The organism is Stenotrophomonas chelatiphaga (assembly GCF_032054965.1).
Classification (GTDB): Bacteria; Pseudomonadota; Gammaproteobacteria; order Xanthomonadales; family Xanthomonadaceae; genus Stenotrophomonas; species Stenotrophomonas chelatiphaga.
The window spans coordinates 249250-269723 of record NZ_DAMBRS010000001.1; the positions used below are offsets into that span (position 1 = coordinate 249250).

At 66.3% G+C, this 20474-nt stretch carries 21 protein-coding genes and 1 tRNA gene; 5 read left to right on the top strand and 17 right to left on the bottom strand.

The genetic code is table 11. The annotated features are described in order from the left end of the window. The 8 genes from RTX79_RS01295 to galE form a co-directional block, all read right to left on the bottom strand. On the bottom strand, positions 1–870 hold the full coding sequence (locus tag RTX79_RS01295) for a DMT family transporter (RefSeq protein WP_057506713.1): 870 nt from the start codon (positions 868–870) through the stop codon (positions 1–3). Positions 871–920: 50 nt separating this feature from the next. Further along, on the bottom strand, positions 921–1961 hold the full coding sequence (gene murB, locus RTX79_RS01300) for a UDP-N-acetylmuramate dehydrogenase (protein ID WP_312681197.1): 1041 nt from the start codon (positions 1959–1961) through the stop codon (positions 921–923). Further along, positions 1961–3016: a quinone-dependent dihydroorotate dehydrogenase gene (locus tag RTX79_RS01305; RefSeq protein WP_312681199.1), complete on the bottom strand. Its 1056-nt coding sequence runs from the start codon at positions 3014–3016 to the stop codon at positions 1961–1963. The genes murB and RTX79_RS01305 overlap by 1 nt, the downstream gene beginning before the upstream one ends. A gap of 7 nt (positions 3017–3023) precedes the next feature. Further along, the gene (locus RTX79_RS01310) at positions 3024–3794 is read right to left on the bottom strand and encodes a class I SAM-dependent methyltransferase (RefSeq protein ID WP_312681201.1); all 771 of its coding nucleotides are present in this window, start codon (positions 3792–3794) and stop codon (positions 3024–3026) included. Positions 3795–3801: 7 nt separating this feature from the next. Further along, the gene (locus RTX79_RS01315; RefSeq protein ID WP_312681203.1) at positions 3802–4086 is read right to left on the bottom strand and encodes a DUF4190 domain-containing protein; all 285 of its coding nucleotides are present in this window, start codon (positions 4084–4086) and stop codon (positions 3802–3804) included. A 46-nt stretch (positions 4087–4132) separates the two neighbouring features. Continuing rightward, on the bottom strand, positions 4133–4915 hold the full coding sequence (locus tag RTX79_RS01320; protein ID WP_312681205.1) for an SDR family NAD(P)-dependent oxidoreductase: 783 nt from the start codon (positions 4913–4915) through the stop codon (positions 4133–4135). After that, on the bottom strand, positions 4915–6447 hold the full coding sequence (gene amaB, locus RTX79_RS01325) for an L-piperidine-6-carboxylate dehydrogenase (protein ID WP_312681209.1): 1533 nt from the start codon (positions 6445–6447) through the stop codon (positions 4915–4917). Before amaB ends, RTX79_RS01320 begins: the two co-directional genes overlap by 1 nt. 248 nt (positions 6448–6695) lie before the next feature. Further along, on the bottom strand, positions 6696–7691 hold the full coding sequence (gene galE, locus RTX79_RS01330; protein ID WP_312681211.1) for a UDP-glucose 4-epimerase GalE: 996 nt from the start codon (positions 7689–7691) through the stop codon (positions 6696–6698). Between the two features lie 254 nt (positions 7692–7945). On the opposite strand from galE, the gene RTX79_RS01335 reads away from it, so the two are divergent. After that, positions 7946–9478, top strand: coding sequence for an undecaprenyl-phosphate glucose phosphotransferase (locus tag RTX79_RS01335; protein WP_312681213.1), 1533 nt, complete (start codon positions 7946–7948; stop codon positions 9476–9478). Positions 9479–9534: 56 nt separating this feature from the next. Then, the gene (locus tag RTX79_RS01340; RefSeq protein ID WP_312681215.1) at positions 9535–9969 is read left to right on the top strand and encodes a low molecular weight protein-tyrosine-phosphatase; all 435 of its coding nucleotides are present in this window, start codon (positions 9535–9537) and stop codon (positions 9967–9969) included. A gap of 45 nt (positions 9970–10014) precedes the next feature. Here the strand turns inward: RTX79_RS01340 and RTX79_RS01345 are convergent, their stop codons facing one another. From RTX79_RS01345 to RTX79_RS01370, 6 genes are all read right to left on the bottom strand, one after another. Further along, positions 10015–12162, bottom strand: coding sequence for a YjbH domain-containing protein (locus RTX79_RS01345; RefSeq protein ID WP_312681217.1), 2148 nt, complete (start codon positions 12160–12162; stop codon positions 10015–10017). Positions 12163–12227: 65 nt separating this feature from the next. Beyond that, the gene (locus RTX79_RS01350; protein WP_312681219.1) at positions 12228–12974 is read right to left on the bottom strand and encodes a capsule biosynthesis GfcC family protein; all 747 of its coding nucleotides are present in this window, start codon (positions 12972–12974) and stop codon (positions 12228–12230) included. Positions 12975–12998: 24 nt separating this feature from the next. Then, the gene (locus tag RTX79_RS01355; RefSeq protein ID WP_312681221.1) at positions 12999–13688 is read right to left on the bottom strand and encodes a YjbF family lipoprotein; all 690 of its coding nucleotides are present in this window, start codon (positions 13686–13688) and stop codon (positions 12999–13001) included. A gap of 1 nt (position 13689) precedes the next feature. Then, complete coding sequence (locus RTX79_RS01360) at positions 13690–14799, bottom strand: polysaccharide biosynthesis/export family protein (protein ID WP_312681223.1); 1110 nt, start codon at positions 14797–14799, stop codon at positions 13690–13692. A gap of 82 nt (positions 14800–14881) precedes the next feature. Further along, a complete protein-coding gene (locus tag RTX79_RS01365; RefSeq protein WP_312681224.1) occupies positions 14882–15214 on the bottom strand; it encodes a hypothetical protein in 333 nt (110 codons plus the stop codon). Positions 15215–15308: 94 nt separating this feature from the next. Beyond that, the gene (locus RTX79_RS01370) at positions 15309–15941 is read right to left on the bottom strand and encodes a phosphatase PAP2 family protein (RefSeq protein ID WP_312681226.1); all 633 of its coding nucleotides are present in this window, start codon (positions 15939–15941) and stop codon (positions 15309–15311) included. Positions 15942–16066: 125 nt separating this feature from the next. Between RTX79_RS01370 and RTX79_RS01375 the strand changes: the two genes are divergently transcribed. Further along, positions 16067–16143 (top strand) — tRNA-Arg (locus RTX79_RS01375). 22 nt (positions 16144–16165) lie between these two features. Here the strand turns inward: RTX79_RS01375 and RTX79_RS01380 are convergent. Then, positions 16166–16852, bottom strand: a complete 687-nt coding sequence (locus RTX79_RS01380) for a hypothetical protein (RefSeq protein WP_312681228.1) — start codon at positions 16850–16852, stop codon at positions 16166–16168. A gap of 131 nt (positions 16853–16983) precedes the next feature. On the opposite strand from RTX79_RS01380, the gene RTX79_RS01385 reads away from it, so the two are divergent. Continuing rightward, a complete protein-coding gene (locus tag RTX79_RS01385) occupies positions 16984–17769 on the top strand; it encodes a hypothetical protein (RefSeq protein WP_312681230.1) in 786 nt (261 codons plus the stop codon). A 35-nt stretch (positions 17770–17804) separates the two neighbouring features. Here the strand turns inward: RTX79_RS01385 and RTX79_RS01390 are convergent, their stop codons facing one another. Next, complete coding sequence (locus RTX79_RS01390) at positions 17805–18041, bottom strand: DUF1272 domain-containing protein (protein ID WP_312681232.1); 237 nt, start codon at positions 18039–18041, stop codon at positions 17805–17807. 135 nt (positions 18042–18176) lie between these two features. Here RTX79_RS01390 and RTX79_RS01395 point away from each other — a divergent pair, with 135 nt between their 5' ends. Beyond that, the gene (locus RTX79_RS01395) at positions 18177–19205 is read left to right on the top strand and encodes a TraB/GumN family protein (RefSeq protein ID WP_312681234.1); all 1029 of its coding nucleotides are present in this window, start codon (positions 18177–18179) and stop codon (positions 19203–19205) included. Positions 19206–19231: 26 nt separating this feature from the next. Here the strand turns inward: RTX79_RS01395 and RTX79_RS01400 are convergent, their stop codons facing one another. After that, positions 19232–20455 (bottom strand): sensor histidine kinase, encoded by a 1224-nt coding sequence (locus RTX79_RS01400; protein WP_312681235.1) that lies wholly within the window; start codon positions 20453–20455, stop codon positions 19232–19234. Positions 20456–20474 lie beyond the last annotated feature (19 nt).

Genomic DNA, 20474 nt, shown 5'->3' on the forward strand with positions numbered 1-20474 from the left:
CTATTCGCCCGGCTTGGCGGCCGCGCTGGCGGCTTCGCTCTTCGCCCGGCGTGCCAGCACCGCCTCGCGGTGTGCGATGTAGGCATTGGAACCGAGGATGATCAGCGCGCCGATCACGGTCCAGCGATCCAGCACCTCGTCGAACAACAGCCAGGCCATGACGCTGACCAGGGGCAACTGCATGAAGCTGATCGGGGTCAATGCGGACACCTCCCCCAGGCGCAGGGCGCGGGTCCACAGCAGCTGGCCAAGCGTGCCCAGCACCCCCGTGAGCGCCAGCCACAGCCAGGCGATGCCGCTGGGCCATTGCCAGACAAACAGCGCCGGTATCAACGACAGTGGCACCCAGAACACATAGGTGTAGAACACCACGGTATCGGCGCTGTCCACGCGGGTGAGCTGTTTGATCTGGATGGCGACCACCGAGCTCAGCACGGCCGCGGCCACTGCCACCAGGCTGCCCGCGCTGAAGCTGCCGGTGCCCGGCCGCACGATCACCAGCACACCGATGAAGCCGATGATCACCGCGGCCCAGCGCCGCACGCGCACCGTCTCGCCCAGCCACAGCACCGCGGCGATGGTGACGAACAATGGCGTGGAGTAGGACAGCGATACCGCCTGCGCCATCGGCAGATGACCCAGCGCCCAGAAGGCGCACAGCATCGAGGCCAGGCCGATCGCACTGCGCATGAAGTAGCGCGGAAGCTGCTGGGTTTTCAGCGGAGCGCGGCCGGGGCGAAGCAGCATTGGCAGCAACGCCAGCAGGCCGAACGCGTTGCGGAAGAAGGCCACTTCCTGGGTGGGCACGTAGGCGGTGGCATAGCGGATGGCCAGGGCCATGAAGCCGAACGACAGCGTACTGCCCAGCATCAACCAGGCCGCGCGTATCGGCGGCGCACGGGTACTCGAAAGGGAGGGGGTCACCACTGCGCGCCGATCAGCCTCGGTTCCGGTTCAATGGCAACCGCGAAGGTTTCCAGCACCGAAGCGGAGATGCGCCTGGCCAGGGCGAGCAGCTCTGCGCCGCTGGCGTTGCCGTGGTTGACCAGCACCAGCGCATGGCTGGGCGCCACCCCGGCATCGCCTTCGCGGAATCCCTTCCAGCCGCAGTGCTCGATCATCCAGGCGGCCGATACCTTGCGCTGGTCCTCGCGTTCTGCCGGATACACCGGCAGTTCCGGGAAGGACTGCAGCAGCACCTCCACCTGGTCCACGCCAAGGATCGGATTCTTGAAGAAGCTGCCCGCATTGCCCAGTACGTCCGGGTCCGGCAGCTTGCGGCGGCGGATCGCGATCACCGCGTTGGCCACGTCCACCGCACTGGGCGTATCGATGCCCTGCGCCTGCAGTTCTTCGGCGATGCCGGCGTAGTCCATGCGCAGTGCGTGCAGCAGCGGCAGGCGCAGCTCCACGGCGATGATCAGGTAGCGCTCCGGCTGCTGCTTGAACACGCTGTCGCGGTAGCCGAACGCACACTGTTCGGTGTCCAGCCGCACCCACTCGCCGGCGTCGCGGTCCCAGGCTTCGACGGTCTGGATGAACTCACCGACCTGGACGCCGTAGGCGCCGATGTTCTGGATCGGCGATGCGCCCACGGTGCCGGGAATCAGCGCCAGGTTTTCCAGTCCGGACAGCCCGTGCTGCAGCGACCAGAGCACCAGCTTGTGCCAGTTCACCCCGGCCGCGGCGCGCACCACGGTGTAGTCGGCGCGGTGTTCCAGGATGTCGATGCCCTGGTTGGCGAACACCAGCACGGTGCCCTGCACGTCACCGGCCAGCAGCACGTTGCTGCCACTGCCCAGCACCAGCAAGGGGCCGTCGGCCACGCTCGGCAGGGCCAGGGCCTCGGGTAGGGTGGCGGAGTCCTGGATTTCCAGCAGCTGCGCGGCCTGCGCCTGCACATGGAAGGTGTTGAGCGCCAGCAGGGAGGCGTTTTCGGTGAGGGTCCAGCCGTTGGTCATCACAGGCCTCCCACCGCACCGCGACTGGGTGCTTCGCGGCGGCGACGGATCGCTTCGACGCATTCGGAAACCAGTGCCGGGCCGCGGAACACCAGCCCGCTGTAGAGTTGCACCAGCGCGGCACCGGCGGCCATCTTGGCCACTGCATCGGCGCCGGAGCTGATTCCGCCCACGCCCACCAGCGGCATGCTTTCCGGCAGCCGCGCGCGCAGGCGGCGCAGCACCAGCGTGGACTGGTCCAGCAGCGGCGCACCGGACAGGCCGCCGGCCTCGTTGGCGCGCGCATCGCCGGCAATGCGGCTGCGATCGATGGTGGTATTGGTGGCGATCACCCCGTCCACCTGCAGTTCGGCCAGCACGCGCGCTGCCGCATCGATATCGCGCTCATTGAGATCCGGCGCCACCTTGACCAGCATCGGCACGCGCTTGCCGTGCACGCTGGCCAGCTGTTCCTGGCGCTCGCGCAGGCCGGCAACCAGCTGGCGCAGGGCATTTTCTTCCTGCAGTTCGCGCAGGCCGGCGGTGTTGGGCGAAGAGATGTTGACGGTGATGTAGTCCGCCAGCGGGTAGACCTTGTCCAGGCAGGCGATGTAATCGTCCAGTGCCTGCTCGTTGGGGGTGTCCTTGTTCTTGCCGATGTTGATGCCCAGCAGCCCGCGGCGGTCGCGTGCGGCTTCCACGTTGCGCACCAGTGCGTCCACGCCGGCGTTGTTGAAGCCCATGCGGTTGATGATGGCGCCGTGGTCCGGCAGCCGGAACAGCCGCGGCCTGGGGTTGCCCGCCTGCGGGCGCGGGGTGATGGTGCCGATCTCCACCGACCCGAACCCCAGCGCGAACAGGGCGTCGATGTGCGCCCCGTTCTTGTCCAGCCCCGCAGCCAGGCCGACCGGGTTGGGGAAGGTCAGGCCGAAGGCGGGCGTGGGCAACGGCGCGATGCGCGGCGCCACCAGCGGCGTAGTGCCGAAGCGGTAGGCGGTGTCCAGCGCGGCCAGGCCCAGGCCATGGGCGCGCTCGGCATCGAGGGAGAACAGGAAGGGGCGTGCAAGCGAGTACATGGGCAGATCAGTCCAGCGTGCCGAGGAAGGCACGGGTTTGGTATTCAAAAGCGACCTTGCCGTCGACGGCATGCTGGTCGAACAAGGTGCGCAGCGCGGCAAGCATCGATTCGTGATTCGGCTGGCCGGCAGTGGGGGCGTAGGACGAAGAGAGCAGGCGACCCTTCAGGGCATCCAAGTCCAGCATCTGCACGTTGGGGAAATAGCCGATGGCCTGCAGGCCGCCGGCGAACCAGTCACGCATCTGCTCGTCGGTCTGGTAACGCTCGGCCACCGCGCTGTAGTCGGTGCCGAACTCCAGCAGCAGCTGTTCGTAGCCGCGCAGGAACGCGGACGCATCCAGCAGCCGCGAGTTCCAGAACACCAGCACCCGTCCGCCCGGGGCCAGGATGCGTTTCCACTCCCGGCGCACGGCGTGCGTGTCGAACCAGTGGAAGGCCTGCGCGGCGCTGACCAATCCGATGCTGGCATCGGCCAGGCCGGTGGCCTCGGCGGTGCCATCGGCGGCGCGGAAGCGGGGGTACTCCGTGCCCAGCCAGTGTTCGGCTGCCGCGCGCATGGCCGCATTGGGTTCCACCGCGATAAGCGGATGGCCGGCGGCCAGCAGGATCTGGCTGGAAATGCCGGTGCCGGCCCCGATGTCGGCGACCAGCGCCTCGCGCGGCACGCCCTGTTCGTCATGCAGCCAGCGCAGCAGGGCCGGCGGATAACCCGGGCGGAAGCGCACGTAGTCTTCAACGCGGTTGGAAAAACGGGATGCCGATTCAGGAGTGCTCATGCCCACCTCATGATGAAACGTGGGCCAGCCAGGCCAGGCCACCGAAGAAGGCAAGGAAGGCGCCGATGGCCAGCACCGCGCCCAGCACCATCAGCCAGCCGAGGATCAGGCCCCCGATGGCCAGCCCGTCGCCGTCGAGCTCGTGCGGGCGGCGGCGGATGTCGGCGCGGGCCATGTGCCCGGTGATGATCGCCCCGATGCTGGCGATGAAGGGCAGCACGGTCCAGCTGCAGATCCCCAGGACCAGGCTGGCGACGGCCAGTCCACTGGTATGACGGTTAGGCACGCTCATGCGGGTCCTCCCTAAAGACCCGGTCATGATAGAGGTTGCGCCTCGATTAGCCCATCAATACCTGACCACCGTCCACATTGAGCACGTGCCCGGTGATCCATCCGGCCAGCGGCGAGCACAGGAACAGGGCGGCATGGGCGATCTCTTCGGGCCGGCCGAAGCGGCCGAACGGAATCTTCGCCAGGGTGCCGTGGTACAGCGCCGGATCGTCCACGCGGCGGCGGTCCCACAGGCCGTCTTCGAATTCGATCGAGCCCGGCGCGATGGCGTTGACCCGGATCCGGTACTGCGCCAGCGCCAGCGCCTGGCTGGTGGTGTAGTGGGACAGCGCGGCCTTGGCCGCGGCGTAGGGCGCAGCGCCCGGACGCGGTTGCTGGGCGGCGATCGAAGACAGGTTGAGGATGCAGGCATCGGTGGACGCCCGCAGCCAGGGCAGGGCCAGCCGCGAAGCGCGCACCGCTGCCATCAGGTCGACCTGCAGGCTGGCGGCCCAGCCGTCTTCGTCGTCGGCCATGCCGTAGCCGGTCGCATTGTTGACCAGCACATCGATGCCGCCCAGCGCTTCGGCAGCGTTTTCCAGCCATCCGCCGATCTGCTCCAGACGGGAGAGATCGGCGGCGTGGGTATGCAGCGGGGTGCCCTGGTCCTGGGCATCACGTGCCAGGGCGGCGAGGCCCTGCTGGCCGCGCGCGCAGACCGACACCGACGCACCCGCGCCGGCGAAGGCCAGCGCGATGCAGCGCCCGATGCCCTTGCTGCCACCGGCAATGACGACCCGGCGGCCAGCCAGCGTTGCGCCGTGCCCGGCGGCAGTGCGGCCCGTATCCATCACAGGTCGAACTTGATGCCCTGGGCCAGCGGCAGCGAATCCGAATAGTTGATGGTGTTGGTCTGCCGGCGCATGTAGACCTTCCAGGCATCGGAGCCGGATTCGCGGCCGCCGCCGGTGTCCTTCTCACCACCGAAGGCGCCGCCGATCTCCGCACCGGACGTGCCGATGTTGACGTTGGCGATGCCGCAGTCCGAACCGGCCGCCGACAGGAAGCGCTCGGCGGTCTTCAGGTTGGTGGTGAAGATCGAGGAGGACAGGCCCTGCGGCACGCCGTTCTGCATGTCGATGGCTTCTTCCAGCGTGCTGTACTTCATCACGTACAGGATCGGGGCGAAGGTCTCATGCTGGACGACCTCGTCGCTGTTCTTCAGGCCGGTGACGATGGCCGGCAGCACGAAGTTGCCGGGGCGGTCGATGCGCGTGCCGCCGGTTTCGATGGTGCCGCCGCTGGCCTTGGCCTTTTCAATGGAGGCCAGGAACTGCTGCACGGCGCCGTCGCTGTTGAGCGGGCCCATCAGGTTGGCCGGGTCGGTCGGATCACCGATCTTGCCTTCCACCTGCTTGTACGCCTTGACCAGCGTGGCCAGCACGTCGTCATGGATGGATTCGTGCACGATCAGGCGGCGGGTGGTGGTGCAGCGCTGGCCGGCGGTGCCGACCGCACCGAACACGATGCCGGGAATGGCCAGCTTCAGATCGGCGGTTTCGTCGAGGATGATCGCGTTGTTGCCGCCCAGTTCCAGCAGGCAGCGGCCAAGGCGGTGCGCGACCTTCTCGGCGACCGTGCGGCCGACCTGGGTCGAACCGGTGAAGCTGATCAGCGGCACGCGCTTGTCGGCCACCATCTTTTCCGACAGCGCGGTGCCGGCGTCGTTGATCAGGAAGAACAGGTCCGGGAAGCCGGCATCGCGCAGCGCTTCATTGCAGACGCGCATGGAGGCGATCGCGGTCAGCGGGGTCTTGTTGGACGGCTTCCACAGGCAGATGTCGCCGCAGACGGTAGCCAGGAACGCATTCCACGCCCAAACCGCGACCGGGAAATTGAACGCGCTGATGATGCCGACCAGGCCGAGCGGCTGGTACTGCTCGTACATGCGGTGGCCGGGGCGCTCGGAATGCATGGTGTAGCCGTACAGCATGCGGCTCTGGCCGACCGCGAAGTCGGCGATGTCGATCATCTCCTGCACTTCACCGTCGCCTTCCGGCTTGCTCTTGCCCATTTCCAGGGCAACCAGCGAACCCAGCGCATCCTTGTTGGCGCGCAGGGCTTCGCCGCACAGGCGCACCGCTTCGCCACGGCGCGGAGCCGGGGTGGTGCGCCAGGTCTTGAAGGCTTCCTGCGCCCGCGCGATCACGGTTTCGTATTCGTCGGCGGTGGTGGCGCGGACCTGGGCGATGGCTTCACCGGTGGTCGGGTTGACCGGGGTGATCAGCTCGCCGCCGGTGGCGGTGGACCACTCGCCGTTGCCCAGATAGGTACCGGCGTTGATCGCATCCAGGCCCAAGGCCTTGAGCAGCTTGGCAGACATGCAGACTCCCTCTTTTCGCGTTGTATTGGGGCAGCCGCAGGCCCTGGGGGCAGCGGCGCACTGAGCCGGAGATGGTAGCAGAGGGCCCGGCGGGGCCATGGTGCGGTGCGGTGGGGCGGACGTTACAGGTAGCGCCGACCCGTGCTCGGCGGGGGCGGTGGGACGCAGAGGCGTGACGGCCCCCGCCCCCGGTAGTGACGGCCGCTGGCCGTCTGCTTCTGCTCGTGGTGGCGGACGACCTTAGGTCGTCACGCTCCTTGCCTGGACCAGTCCGGCTGATCCCGGTGCCAGCGCCACGCGCTTTCAATGATCGGCCCCAGTTCGGTCCAGCGCGGTACCCAGCCCAGTTGCGCCCGCGCCTTCGCGCTGGATGCCACCAGGCTTGCCGGGTCGCCGTCCCGGCGCGGCGCCACCTCGAACGGCACCGGCTTGCCGGACACCTCGGCCGCAGTCGCTATGACCTCCCGCACCGAGAAGCCCTGGCCGTTACCCAGGTTGAAGGCATGCGCGCCGAGTTGGCTTTCCATGAAATCCAGCGCAAGCGCGTGCGCCTGGGCGAGGTCCTGCACATGCACGTAGTCCCGTACGCAGGTGCCATCCGGTGTCGGGTAATCGTCGCCGAACACTTTCAGCGCCGGACCGTCGCCCAGCGCGGCCTTCAGCACATTCGGTATCAGGTGGGTCTCGCACAGGTGGGCCTCGCCGATACCCTGATCGGGCAGGGCACCTGCAGCGTTGAAGTAGCGCAGCGTCACCGAACGCAGGCCGTAGGCGTGGGCGGCGTCGGCCAGGACGCGTTCGGCCATCAGCTTGCTGGCGCCGTAGGGGTTGATCGGGGCCTTGGGGTGCTCTTCGTCGATGAGGTCTGCCACCGGGTTGCCGAACACCGCTGCCGTCGAGGAAAACACGATGCGGCCCACGTCATGACGACGCATCGCCTCAAGCAGGTTCAGCGTGCCGGCCACGTTGTTCAGGTAATACGCGTAGGGCTGGGTGACCGACTCCCCCACCAGCGAGCGCGCGCAGAAGTGCATCACGGCGTCGAAGTGTCCACCTGCCAGGGCCCGGTCCAGCGACGCCGGGTCCAGCAGATCGGCGTGGATGAAGTCGCCCCAGCGCACTGCGCCGCGATGACCGGTGGAGAGGTTGTCCAGCACGGTGACCCGATGGCCCTGATCATGCAGCCAATGCGACATGTGGCTGCCGATGTAGCCGGCGCCGCCGCAGATGAGGATGTTCTTCATTGATGTCTCGTAAGGCGTGGGGAGTTTTCATATTTTTCCGCTGGCACCAGCGCCCTGTGTGGGGAATGCTGGCAGCGATCTTCAATATGCGAGCCCAGTGAAGGATAGTGGATCCGCGCACGTCAAATTATTGGCACTTTTGGCCCGAAATAGGGTGGGCTGTGAAGCAGTTCACGTTTTAGCAGTACTGGGGCAGGGGCAATCTCTGGTACATTTGCGTCATAAATCAATACGTTTCTTCCATTGTAGTTTTTATGGTTGCGCTGCCAGGGGAGGTCAGTGCACGAGCGAGAAGGTGCCGGAAGATGCGTAATCCAGGAGAAGTTGAGGTGCTACAGGGATCTGTAGGCGGCCTTCCAGAATCGCAGGCAGCAGGCCGTGGTCGTCGTGTTGAAGCGCGGGCCGCGCTGGAGTTGGGGCTTCGGCTCGCTGACCTTCTGGTCATACCCGCTGCCGCAATCGTGAGTCATCTGGTTCGCAACGGCGTCATGGCCCCGTCGCAGCCGCAGCGGATCGTATTCGGCGCACTGCTGCTCAGCACGGTGATCTGCTTCGGTATCGCCCCGGTGTATCGCAACTGGCGCGCACGTGGCCTGCTGGCCGATCTGTGGGTGGTGCTGCTCGCCTGGACGGCCTCGTTCGGCCTGTTCTCCACCTACGCGGTGCTGGCGGACATGGCCGATGCCGTGCCGACGTTCTGGCTGGTCGGCTGGTATGCCCTGGGACTGCTGGGCATGACGGCCACGCGGGTCAGCCTGCGCGTGCAGCTGCATCGCCTGCGCTCGAAGGGACTGGATTGCCAGCGCGTCATCCTGGTGGGCCTGCGCGCACCCTCGCTGAAGCTGCACCGCCTGCTGCGCGGCAAGCCGGAGCTGGGCAAGGAAGTGATCGGATATTTCTCCAGTCCCGGCGACATCGCGCGACCACGTCGCGAGGACGGTCCGCGCTGCCTTGGCACCATTGATGACCTTCCGCAGTACATGGACCTGCACCGCGGCGAATTCGACCAGCTGTGGGTGTCGCTGCAGATGGGTAGCGGCCCGCAGATCAAGCAGATGTTGAAGCGCATCGAGCGCTATCCGGTGCCGGTCCGCATCATCCCGGACATCAGCGGCTACGGCACGCTCAATCCGGGCGTGCATCTGGTCGGCAACGTGCCGATGATCGGGGTGCGGCAAGGCTTGCCGGACCAGCATTTCAGGTTGGTGAAGCGCATCGAGGACTTGATTGTCGCCAGCGCGGCCCTGGTGCTGCTGGCGCCGCTGTTGGCCGTGTTGGCCGCGGGCGTCAAGATCAGCTCGCCGGGGCCGGTCTTCTTCAGGCAGCGCCGCCATGGCCTGGGCGGTAAAGAATTCTCGATGCTCAAGTTCCGTTCCATGCGGGTGCATGCCGAGACGCCGGACAAGATCACCCAGGCGACCCGCAACGATCCCCGGATCACCCGCTTTGGTGCTTTCCTGCGCCGGTCGAGCCTGGATGAGTTGCCGCAGTTCCTGAACGTACTGGGCGGCAGCATGTCGGTGGTGGGTCCACGACCGCATGCGATCCAGCACAACAACCACTATGAAAAGCTGATCGAGCGCTACATGCATCGGCACTACGTCAAGCCCGGCATTACGGGATGGGCGCAGGTGCATGGATTGCGTGGCGAGACGCCGGAGCTGCGATCGATGAAAAAGCGCGTTCAGTACGATATCGACTACATCCGTCGTTGGAGTCCGACGCTGGATGTGCGGATCATCGCGCTGACGGCGTTCAAGGTGTTGGGGCAGAAGTCGGCTTACTGATGCAGCACGGATGCTCGCTGCGCTACCCTGTGCGCTGATGGCGACAGGAACGTGTTGTGTTCAAGAATATTCTTTTCGTATGCGTGGGAAACATCTGCCGCAGCCCCTCCGCGGAGTTCATGCTGCGCGAACTGGTTGCCGGTAAAGGCATCCAGGTGTCTTCGGCGGGGCTGGGTGCACTGGTCGACCACGGTGTGGACCCCACCGCGCAGGCACTGCTGCTTGAGCATGGGCTGGATGGCAGCAGCCATCGGGGGCGGCAGATCAGCGGCAGCATCCTCGGCCAGGCCGACCTGGTGCTGACGATGGAACGCAAGCACGTGCGGCGCATCACCGAGATCGCACCGGAAGCTTCTGGCAAGACGTTCCTGTTGGGCAAGTGGCAGCAGGACCGTGAGATTCCCGATCCCTACCGCCAGCAGCGCGCGGCCTTCGAACACGTTTACGGTCTGATGGCTGAAGGCGTGCAGAGTTGGGTCAAGTACCTGTAAGCCCGGTGCGAAGTGTCGGTGCCGAGCGGGTCGGCACCGTGGTGGTCAGTCGCTGATCGACTTCAGGTTGTCATAGAAAAAGCGCTCATCGCGCTCGCCGGTGACGTTGTACAGCGAGTACTTGCGCTGCAGCATCGCGCCGCCATCGCGGATCAGCGGATTCCAGTTGATCGCCGCGCGGGCGCGGGTGGAGCGGGGCAGGATGTTGTCGAACGGGATGCTGAAATACAGGCCTTTGTCAAAGCTGCCTTCGCCGAAGTCCGCCGCCGATACATCGGTCTTGGTGGCATAGGCGCCCATTGTCACGCCGTTGTCGAAGACACGCGCGATGTTCACGGTGGCGCCGTAGTCGCCGGCCAGATAGCGGCCCACCGACATCGAGCCGACGATGCGTTCGCGTGCATCGAAGGCGTAGTACAGCGTGGCATGGCCCGTGGTCATGCGGTAGTCGCGCAGGCCCCAGTGCTGGTCGAAGTCGCGTTGCTGCACGCGGTTGATGTTGACACCGACGGCCCACGGCTGGTCCATGGGGCGATACAGCAGTTCACCGCCTACGCCGGCGTACATCCATTCCAGGTAGCCGGCGTAGGCCATGCCGTAGACATCACGTCCGAAGCGATGGGCAACGTTGAGCTGAAGGTTGGGCAGGGTGACATCATTGTCGACCATGTAGCGGCGCAGGTCGGTGCGCACGCGCGGCAGGCGGCTGGGCGCGTTGTACTTGAACTTGTCATAGTTGTTCAGCAGGTCGGCGCTGACCGTGCCGGTCAGCCACATGTCGGGCCGGAAGAAGAGGCTGCCGGAGTAGTTGGCCGAGACCTGGTACAGGATGAAGCCGTCCGGACCGCCGAGGTTCTGTCGGTAACCCAGGCTGAAGCCGCCGCCAAATGGTTGGTTCGGCGCACGGTAAAGCACCTCGCGCGCGACCTCGGCGGGAGCCTGCAGATCGGTGCTGCGACGAAGGACATCGTCACTGACCGTGCCGTCAAGGTTGCCGAGCAGGGCATCGCGCTTTACCGACATGTCCACGATCGGCATGCCCAGGCGCGTGGTGCGCAGGGTGTACCAGTCGTAATCGTCTCCCGTCGTGCTGGACAGGATCCGTCCCGCGCGTCCAAGGCCCTTGGCAGGGCTGAAATAGCGTACCTGGTAGCCGTCGACAAACAGTTCACCCTCGCGGCGGGAAATCTCGTCCACGCGGAAGCCGGCGTTGTTGCGGAGCTGCGATGCGATGGCTGCCCAGTCCGTCTCCCCCTGGTCCAGCGCGTCGGTTTCAACCGGCGCGGGGACCGCACCGCCGGGAGAAGTGGCGTCTGTGATCTGGGCGCTCTGGGCGGTGGCGGGGGCCGGGTTGACTGGCGGTGGATCGAACGGTTTGGGCGCCGTCGTGGCGCCGCCGGGATTGCCGCGCAGGGTCAGCGAGAACATCGCCGCGTCGCCGCGCTCCCACGCCGCCGTCAACTCGACATTGCGGTTGGGAACGTAAACGAGGCCGACATTGATCGGCGTGCGCTGGGTCAGGTTGTTGTTGCGCGGTTCCCGTTTGTAGTCGTTGCCGTCGTATTCCACTTTCACCAGCAACGCATCCCAGGGCGTCTGGTAGGTAAGACCACCAAAAATACCGACCGGGCCGCGGAACATGTTGCTGACGCCGAATTTACCGGCTTGGGCAATGGCGCTGGTGGCGATCGGACGACGGTCCTTGAACCGGTCATCGATGATGCCCAGCGGATTGGAAAAATCGCCTCGATTGCCGAGATAGCCGGTGGCAAGGCCGAGGGAGGCGTCGATCGGACCGAAGTTCTTGCTGGCCACCAGGTATTCACTGGAGAAGAAGCCGGTGCCGCCGATGTCGCGTACACCGAACGACACGTCCGGCATCCAGCGCGATTCCTGCCACAGGCGCAGCTTGAAATCGATCGACTTGTCCTTGTAGTTCTGGTCGCCACTGATGCTGTTGGAGCCGTAGCGGATGTTGGACACGTTGATGTAACGGAACGTGCCTTCGAACCAGGTGAACGGCTGCAACGTGACGTTGTAGCGGCTGTAGGGGGAATTGTGCGACGCGGTGAAGGCGATGTCGCCCGCTGTGTTCATGCGTGCGGTCGGGGTCTGCAGCAGCCCGCTGCCACCCCATTCGCTCGCCGTGACCGGCGGTGCCTGCTGCGCATGCAGCGCCGTGGACAGGCACATTGCAAGCATGCTCACGGTGAGCGTGACACGGCGTCGGGAGGCCAAGGGTTTTGCGGAAACGGTCATCAAGGATCGACAGGTTGCGTGGCGACGAACGAAGCGAAATCTTCGTTGAAGGAGGCATCAATGCGCTTCAGCGCGGATTCCCGGATCGGCACGTAGATCGTGCCGCCGGCAGCCACGGGCTGTGGATCGGCGCGGTTCCACGCGGCGACACCCAGCGCCTGAACGAGCCCGTCGGGCTGCACCACGTACAGCGTGTCGGGATCGGCGGCGTTGGATACCGCGCAGCGGGCCAGATAGGCCTTCGCATCCTGCAACGGCTGATGCGGCAGCTCGCAGGGCCGGGTCACGGCGCCGATGACGTGCACGGTCTGCGGGCGCAGCGGGATCATGATTTTGTCCCCCTGCCTGGCGATGGGATTATTGAGCGGCTGGACCTGCATCAGTCGGCGATCGAGCACCAGGCGCACGCGACCCGTTGCGGGATGCGCATCGAGCCAGTCGTGCAGCAGGTCGCCTGCCGCCCGTACATCGAGGTTTTCATGCTGCGGCAGCTGCTCCAGCGTATGCAGCAGGCCGGCACGCTGGCGCACCTGGTCCTGCCGTTCGTGCTCGCGCTGCAGGCTTCCGCCGAGCAGGTAGGCCGCTGCGTCCGGGCGCACGGCGTTGAGCACATCGGAAATGCGTCCACCGGGCTGCACCTGGACGACGCCGGGCTCCGCGACTGCTCCCTGCACGCTTACCTCTGACATCCCGGCTGCCGGGGGGGCGGCCAGCACGGGCCAAGCGCAGGCCAGGAGGGCGACCATTGCCGCACTGCGAAACATCATCATTCAGTCCTGCGCCGGGCGATAGGGTTTGAGCTGGGTCAGTTCAACCGCGTAGCCTGGTGCCAGGTGCTGGCGGCTCTTCCAGATGAAACCGGTCGATGCATCGGCCCAATACAGGTTGGTGGCACTGATGCCGCCCCCCTCCAGGCGTTCCTCGAAGCGCACCAGCTGCATTTGCCTGCCGAGGATGTCGACCTTGTCCGTGCCATGCCGCACGAGCGTTCCGGTAACCGGCACCGACACCGCATACGCCGGCGTGGCGTCGTACTGGCGCTGCACCTGCACCGGTGCGATGATCGCAGCGAGGTCGTGGAATGGCGAATCGCCAACGATGCGGGTGGTGATCTGTCGACCATTCCCGTTCGTGCCGGTAACCAGGCCGTCGCGGTCCAGGTGGAAGACCGCTTCCTTCCCCGCGTACCAGGCCTGCTGCCCGTCGTCGACATAGCCGAGCACCATGACCGCGCTCATGTCCGGGGCGCTCAGCTGGATCTGCGGGTAGCGGTTGGCGGCGACCTGTGTAGGTGTGGCTCGAACGTCGCGCTTGAAGAGCAGCCGGAAGGAATCGCTGGTAGAGCGACTGGCCGATGTACAGGCGGCCAGCGCGAGAAGCAGCGCAGATCCGGCGACGAGCGGCCGCATCGAGCGCCAGCTGCGGTAGACAGCACACTGCGAGGCCTTACGGGCCATCATGTCAGTTGCTTCCGACTTCGTTTTCCGTCCGCGCGGCGGTGTACAGGATACTGGTGAACGGCAGCAGTTGGTTGACGAAGCGGTTCCAGCGGGTCACGCCGGCTGCGCCGATGAATACGACGTCGCCAGGCTGCAGCATGAACTGGCTGCCCACGGCAAAGGCCGTCGGCGAACGTGCCTCGAGCTGGTAGACCATCGATGGTTCGGCGATCAGGTCGTGGGAACCGCGGATCACGTACACGGCATTGCCGTTGGCCGTGGCCTGGGTCAAGCCGCGTGCCCGGCCCAGGGCCTGGTTCAGCGACACGTCGCCGGTGCGGAAGCTGTACGCACCGGGGAGGTTCACTTCGCCGACGACAAAAATTTCCTTGCGGTCCAGGTAGGGTACGAAGATCGAATCGCCGTCCTTCAGATACAGCTGTCGGCCGCCGTATTGGTTGGCCAGTGTTTCCAGGTTGATCGTGTAGGTGACCCCGGCTCGGCTCAGGCGCACGCCGGACAGGTCAGCCTGGGTGGGGTTGAGACCGCCTTGGCTGATCGCATCGGCAAGTGTCAGCGGGGAGGTGCCCAGCGGGATAGGCGTGGAGCGTTCAGCGGCGCCGGTAACCCAGATCCGCTGGCTGCCGTAATTGAGCACCGACACGTCGACCTGCGGTGATTCGATGTACTTCGCCAGACGCTGGGTGATTTCCTCGCGCAACTGAACGGGGGTCCTGTCACGGGCAACCACTTTGCCGATGTAGGGATAGAAGAACGATCCATCACTCTGCACCAAGCGTCCTGCGAGGTTGCCCTGCTGCTGTGATCCTGCGGGTACCGTCAGTTCCGGGTGGTCCCAGACCGTCACATACAGCACATCGCCGACACCAACGCGATAGTCCTGCGGCTGGTAGTCGAACAGATCGGCTGGTAGTACCTGCTCTGCCTGCGTCGCCCGGTCCATGGCGATCAGCTTGGGCGTGATCGTGACCATTTCCAGGCGGCCGTCGTCGCTGCGTTGCGAGCGCGAAACATCGCCCTGCCGTAGATGCTGGCCGGGCGCGAGCAGGCAGCCGGAAAGGGTGACGGACGCCAGGACGGCGACAGCAAGGCAGGAGAGCTTGGTCTTCATGGATGGATGTAGTTTCCAGCAGGCAAAAAAAACCCTCGCCAAGCATTGCCCGGCGAGGGCTGGGATTCAAGCGGGCTGGACCTCAGCCGCCGGTGCCACCGGTACCGCCGGTACCGCCGGTGCCACCCGTGCCGCCGGTGCCACCACCGCCGTCGCCACCGCCACCGCCACCGTCGCCGCCCGCATCGTTTTCACCGCTGGAGCTGTCGCCGCCTATGCTGTAAAGAACGGCGGCGGTTGCCACGGCCGCAACGGCAGTGCTGGCAATTGCCACGGTGGAGTAGCCGGTTGCCTCAGTGCCGGCGATTTCCGCGCTGGTGGTGCCATCGGCCGAGCTCTGCTCGACCTGTGCATCCTGAGCCAGGACGGGGGAAGACAGGCCAACCAGGGCCAGTACCGCAAAGATCTTCTTCATAAAACGGGGTCTCCTACTCCGTCTGGGGGGATTTGAACGCCCCTATGGTCGCGGTAATGAGCTCCAGGTGTCAAGGCGATCACGTCATAAAGGCCTAATCCGTCAGTATTTTAGCTTCCAATGTGATGGACTTCTCATGTAGCGCGCTTCGCGCATGCGGGTCTTTTGCCCCGGACAGCGTCGTGGCGAGACGGACCACGGCCTCATGTGTCGTTGCCTGAGGAAACGCCAGCGGTATGAAGGCGCCGACGACGAGCGCCGTGGCGAGCCATCCGGGCCGCGCCGTGGGGCTCGCGTCCAGCCGCCGTAATGTCCATACCGCGCCACTCGCGCCGAGCAGCCAGCCGCTCATGACCTCCGACCACGAATGCGCGTGCAACGGCAGACGCGAATAGGCGATGGCCGCCGCCAGCATCAGGCCGGCTGCTGCGCCCCAGTGCGGTCTGCGTGTGGTCAGTCCGATGGCGAGCAGCACCGGCCAGATCAGCGCGGACAGGGTGGCGTGACCGCTGAATCCGGTGAAATCGATCCGTGCCACTCCGATGCCCCATCCCAGGAAGGCCAGTTTCGAGCTGAGCACCAGCGTTCCGATGACGCACAGCGAGCCGGCCCATCGCAGCGACCAGCGACTTCGCTGGAGCGCACCGAAGGCGATGAGGACCACGGCGGCTGGCAGCAGCAGACGGCTGTCGCCAAGCATCGAAAGCAGGTGCCACGTAGAAGGCATGCGGTTGCGGCGTCACGCAGGGGAGGGTGCGCCAGCATACGGGGTGCATAGCCTGCGCAGCTGACCGCGACCCGTCCGAGGTAGTCCTGCAGGCCGCCACCCTGTATCCTTCACATCCTCGATCTGGCCCCGTAGCTCAGCTGGATAGAGCGTCCCCCTCCTAAGGGGAAGGTCGCCCGTTCGAATCGGGCCGGGGTCACCAGAATTCCAGGGCGCCAGTGAGGTCAGCTGGCCGGCCCATGCACACTGACCAGCACATACACCACCACGCTGTTGGCGGCCGATCCGGCAATACAGATCACCGTCGCCGCCACCGCGCAGCGCCACAGCCGCAGCGCGGTCCGTTGCCGTAGCCAGGCAACCTGCGCAACCCAGAACCAGCCTGCTGCCAGCAATGACAGCACCACGCCCGCCAGCTCCGCTCCTTCCTGCCCCATCGACATCAGGCTCAGGCCGATGGAGACCAGCAGCGCGAATGGCGAAACCAGGTAGCACTGCTCGTAGAAGGGCAGCCGCAGGGTCTCCCGGTCCACCGGCCGGCGGGTGCGCAGCAGGTAGTACAGCGATCCGGCCAATGCCCAGATACCGAACGCGATGGTCCGGTACAGCAGCAGGTTCTGCTCCGAGGCCAGCACCACGGCCGCCAGCGAGCCGCCCAGATCCGGCGCGGAAGACCGGATCGCCATGTCCACGCCATGGGCGATCAGCACGCACAGGATCAACAGCAGCGGTGGACTGATCGCCGCACTGAAGCGGGTCTCGCTTTCCGAACGCTGCTGGCTTGCAGCGTATTCGGCCATGACCACCGGGGAGTGCAGGATCCGCAGCAGCGAACGCGGCAACAGCACGATCCAGCTCAGGGCTTCGAACACCAGTTCTTCAAGCGATTTCAGGATCTTCAGGAAATCCATGCCGGGGTCCGCTGTCGGGCAGGAGGGGCCCGTTGGCGCACATTACCACCGGCACTCTGTCGTACCCGTCATTCCCTGTGGCAATCTCCACTCAACGCGGCCAGCCCGGCCTGCCCATCCGGAGATCTGCAATGTCCATTGCCCATCGCAGTGCCTTGGCGGTCGCGATCATGCTGTCGGCGCTGTGCGCCTCGTCGCGCGTTTCTGCGCAGGACCCCGCACCCGGCCTGGGCGACCTGCAGGGCCTGGATGATCGCGATGCCGCCCGCACGCTGGGTGCTCGTGGCTATGCGCGGCAATCAGTTTCCGGTGAGTACGGCAACTGGTGGAACGAGCGCGACCAGCGCTGCGTGATGGTCCGCAGTGACCGTGGCCGCATCGCCTCGGCGGTCACCACGCCCGCGCCGGACTGTGGCAAGCAGGCTGGCGGAAAGAAGGACGGGATGAGCGATGGCGCCAAGGTGGCCGTGGCCGCTGCCGCCATCCTCGGCATTGCCGCACTCGCGCACCAGGCGCACCATCACGACGATGGTGACCACGACGATGATGCGCGCCACGAAGCCGACTACGAACGCGGCTACCGCGATGCCGTCCACGGCTACGACGCCGGTGCCGATCGCGGTGCTTACAGCGATGGATACGGCGCCGGCCTGCGCGAGCGCTCCAGCCAGGTGCCGTGGCGCTCTGGCAACAGCGCGGGAGCATCCGCCAGCATGGACGACCTGGTAGGCGCACGTGCGGCTGGTGCGGACACGCAACTGCGGGCGCGCGGCTTTACCGATCGCGACGCACAGCAGCGCGATGGCCGCTCGGTGGTGACGTGGTGGAATGCGCAGACCCGCGAATGCCTGCACGTTGCGACCGGGGACGGCAGGATCGAGTCGATCCGCCGCGTCGACGCCGACAACTGCCGCTGACGCAGGCACGCCGCAGCGCCCGCGCGCGTCCTCGATCACCCAGCCAGCGATTTGAAGACCCGCACAGGCGAGGCGGGGTTGCGTTCCAGCGCGGCGCCCTCGCGTGGCGGGCGCGGGCACAGCGTGCCGCCGCAGTTCGGGCAGCGTCCGCCCAGTCGTCCCTGCGCACAGGCGGTGCAGAACGTGCACTCGAACGAGCAGATCCACGCGCCGGTCGACGCGGCGGGCAGGTCGGTGTCGCAGCATTCGCAGCCAGGACGCATCTGCAACATGGGGTGGGCCCGGAACAAGGATCGGGCGCCAGCGTAACGCCGGGCCGCCCGCGGTTCCAGCGCCAGCGCCAACGAACGTTTTACACAGCACGCAGAAGCACTGGATACAGTGCGCGATCACTAAGGGGGTTGGCCATGCAGCACCGACATGACGGGCAATGGATCAGGTGCGGTTTTACCCTGGCGCTGCTGCTGTGCGCGCCGCTCTCTGTCGCCGCGCAGGCCGTCGCCGCAGAAGGGCCCGTGGTGGACATGGCGGCCGTCCAGGTCACCGGCGAGCAGCCCGGTCCAGGCCTGTGGAAGGTGAGCAACGCGCAGGGCCACGTGTTGTGGCTGCTGGGTACGGTGGCCCCGTTGCCGGCCGGCGTGACTTGGCGTTCGGACCAGGTGCAGCAGGTCATCGCCGCCTCCGACCACGTGCTCGGCCCGCCCGGCTGGACACCGGACGTCAAGCTTGGCCTGCTGCGCGGCCTCACCCTGCTGCCGCTGGCGATGAAGACCGCCAGGGATCCGCAGGGGCGCACCCTGCAGCAGATCGTGGCACCGGACACCTACGCGCGATGGCTGGGCTTGAAGGCCACTTATCTGGGGCGCGATGGCGGGGTGGAAAAGAAGCGCCCGATGATCGCTTCGGGCGAGCTGTACATGGCCTTCCTCAAGCGCCAGGGCCTGCGCGACAGCGGGCAGGTCACCGAGGCCCTTGAGCGTGCCTACAAGGCCAACAAGCTGGAGCCGGAAGAGGCGCGGGTGAAGCTGCCCATTGCCGATGCGCGCGGCGCGCTGAAGGAATTGCAGGGCAGCGAGGTGGACGACCGCGCCTGCTTCGAGCGCACCCTGGATACGGTGGAATTCCAGGCCCCGGTACTGCGCGAGCGTGCCAATGCCTGGGCTGCTGGCGATATCGGGGCCCTGCGCCGGCTGGCCGTGATGTCCATGGCGCGCACCTGCAGGGACGTGGTGCAGGATTCGGCGTTCGCGCGCAGCCGCGGCTGGAACGACCTGGGGCAGCAGGCGCGCACGCAGTGGCTGGGCCTGGCCGACAAGGCTCTGGCCCAGCACGCCAGCACGTTCTCCACGGTGCCGGTCAGCCTGCTGCTGGGACCGGAAGATTATCTGGGCGCGCTGCGCGCGCGCGGCTACACCATCGAAGCGCCGCCGGAATGAGCTGCCGTTGCTGACGCCTGCATGGCTCAGCGCAACGGCATGCGCAGGGTAAAGGTGGTGCCGATGGCGTCTGCGGACTGCACCGTCAGCGCGCCGCCATGCGAAACGGCGATCTGCGAGGCGATGTAGAGCCCCAGGCCCAGGCCGGAATCCAGCCGCTGGTCGCCGGTGCGGTGGAAGGGCTCGAACAAGGTCTTCATCGACGCCTCGGCGATCACGCCCTCGTTGCGCACTTCCAGCACCAGCGCCGTGTCGTCGGCGTGGCCGCGCAGGGCGATCGGACTGCCCTTGCGGCCGTGGATGGCCGCGTTGATCAGCAGGTTGCTGATCAGTTGCGAGAGGCGGTCGGCATCGCAGGTCACCACCTCGGGAAGGGCCAGTTCAACGATCAACGGGCAGCCGGGGTAGGGCGCCATTGCCTGCTCGGCGGCGTTGGCCAGCAAGGCAGACAGGTCACGCCAGGGGCGCACGCGCAGGGCGATGCCCGAGCCGAGGCGGCCGCGCGCGAAATCCAGCGTCACATCGATCAGTTCCGCCATCCGGTCAGCGCTGTCGTCCAGGTGCCGCAGCAGACTCTGCTGCGCCTCGCTGGTGGCCGACAGGGACAGCAGGTCGGAGGTCACCCGGATCGCCTGCAGCGGGTTGCGCAGGTCGTGGGCCAGCACCGCGATGAACTCCTCGCGCTCCTTGCCTTCCTGGCGCAGCGCGCTGTTGAGCACTTCGGAGGCCTGCAGGCGGCTCTCAGAAGATGCGGCCCGATCCCGCTCGACGCTGTCGTGGTGGTCATCGGTGTCATGTGCTTCCGCCGCGCTGATCTGCTCGGCCACCACCGCACCCAGTGCGCGCATGGCGTGCAGGATTTCATCGGTGATCGGGCGCGGCTCCGGGTCCAGCGTGCACAGGGTGCCGAACACCCGCCCATCGGCCAGCACCACCGGCACCGAGATGTAGCTGCGGAAGCCGTGCATCGCCGGGATGGGACTGTCGCAGCGCTTCTGGTCCTGGCGGTAATCGCCGAACCAGATCGCCTCCTGGGTCGCGGTGACGTCGCGGCAGAAGGTGTTGATCAGATCCAGCCGCAGGCCGGCGGAGATGCCGAGCCCGGCACGGTCCAGTGCGTGCACGGCGCGCCATTGCTGTTCACCGACCTCGCCGATCAGTGCGACCCGCATGCCACTGACGGCACAGGCGAGTTCCAGGCAGGAGTGAAACGAGGGCAGGGGGCCTTCCTTGGTGGATCTGTTCTGCATGGGTAGGTGCTTCTGTCTC

Coding starts and splice junctions, on each gene's coding strand:
- RTX79_RS01295 (WP_057506713.1), bottom strand. CDS start 870: ATGCTGGGCAGTACGCTGTCGTTCGGCTTCATGGCCCTGGCCATCCGC.
- murB (WP_312681197.1), bottom strand. CDS start 1,961: ATGACCAACGGCTGGACCCTCACCGAAAACGCCTCCCTGCTGGCGCTC.
- RTX79_RS01305 (WP_312681199.1), bottom strand. CDS start 3,016: ATGTACTCGCTTGCACGCCCCTTCCTGTTCTCCCTCGATGCCGAGCGC.
- RTX79_RS01310 (WP_312681201.1), bottom strand. CDS start 3,794: ATGAGCACTCCTGAATCGGCATCCCGTTTTTCCAACCGCGTTGAAGAC.
- RTX79_RS01315 (WP_312681203.1), bottom strand. CDS start 4,086: ATGAGCGTGCCTAACCGTCATACCAGTGGACTGGCCGTCGCCAGCCTG.
- RTX79_RS01320 (WP_312681205.1), bottom strand. CDS start 4,915: ATGGATACGGGCCGCACTGCCGCCGGGCACGGCGCAACGCTGGCTGGC.
- amaB (WP_312681209.1), bottom strand. CDS start 6,447: ATGTCTGCCAAGCTGCTCAAGGCCTTGGGCCTGGATGCGATCAACGCC.
- galE (WP_312681211.1), bottom strand. CDS start 7,691: ATGAAGAACATCCTCATCTGCGGCGGCGCCGGCTACATCGGCAGCCAC.
- RTX79_RS01335 (WP_312681213.1), top strand. CDS start 7,946: ATGGTTGCGCTGCCAGGGGAGGTCAGTGCACGAGCGAGAAGGTGCCGG.
- RTX79_RS01345 (WP_312681217.1), bottom strand. CDS start 12,162: ATGTGCCTGTCCACGGCGCTGCATGCGCAGCAGGCACCGCCGGTCACG.
- RTX79_RS01350 (WP_312681219.1), bottom strand. CDS start 12,974: ATGGTCGCCCTCCTGGCCTGCGCTTGGCCCGTGCTGGCCGCCCCCCCG.
- RTX79_RS01355 (WP_312681221.1), bottom strand. CDS start 13,688: ATGATGGCCCGTAAGGCCTCGCAGTGTGCTGTCTACCGCAGCTGGCGC.
- RTX79_RS01360 (WP_312681223.1), bottom strand. CDS start 14,799: ATGAAGACCAAGCTCTCCTGCCTTGCTGTCGCCGTCCTGGCGTCCGTC.
- RTX79_RS01365 (WP_312681224.1), bottom strand. CDS start 15,214: ATGAAGAAGATCTTTGCGGTACTGGCCCTGGTTGGCCTGTCTTCCCCC.
- RTX79_RS01370 (WP_312681226.1), bottom strand. CDS start 15,941: ATGCCTTCTACGTGGCACCTGCTTTCGATGCTTGGCGACAGCCGTCTG.
- RTX79_RS01380 (WP_312681228.1), bottom strand. CDS start 16,852: ATGGATTTCCTGAAGATCCTGAAATCGCTTGAAGAACTGGTGTTCGAA.
- RTX79_RS01385 (WP_312681230.1), top strand. CDS start 16,984: ATGTCCATTGCCCATCGCAGTGCCTTGGCGGTCGCGATCATGCTGTCG.
- RTX79_RS01390 (WP_312681232.1), bottom strand. CDS start 18,041: ATGTTGCAGATGCGTCCTGGCTGCGAATGCTGCGACACCGACCTGCCC.
- RTX79_RS01395 (WP_312681234.1), top strand. CDS start 18,177: ATGCAGCACCGACATGACGGGCAATGGATCAGGTGCGGTTTTACCCTG.
- RTX79_RS01400 (WP_312681235.1), bottom strand. CDS start 20,455: ATGCAGAACAGATCCACCAAGGAAGGCCCCCTGCCCTCGTTTCACTCC.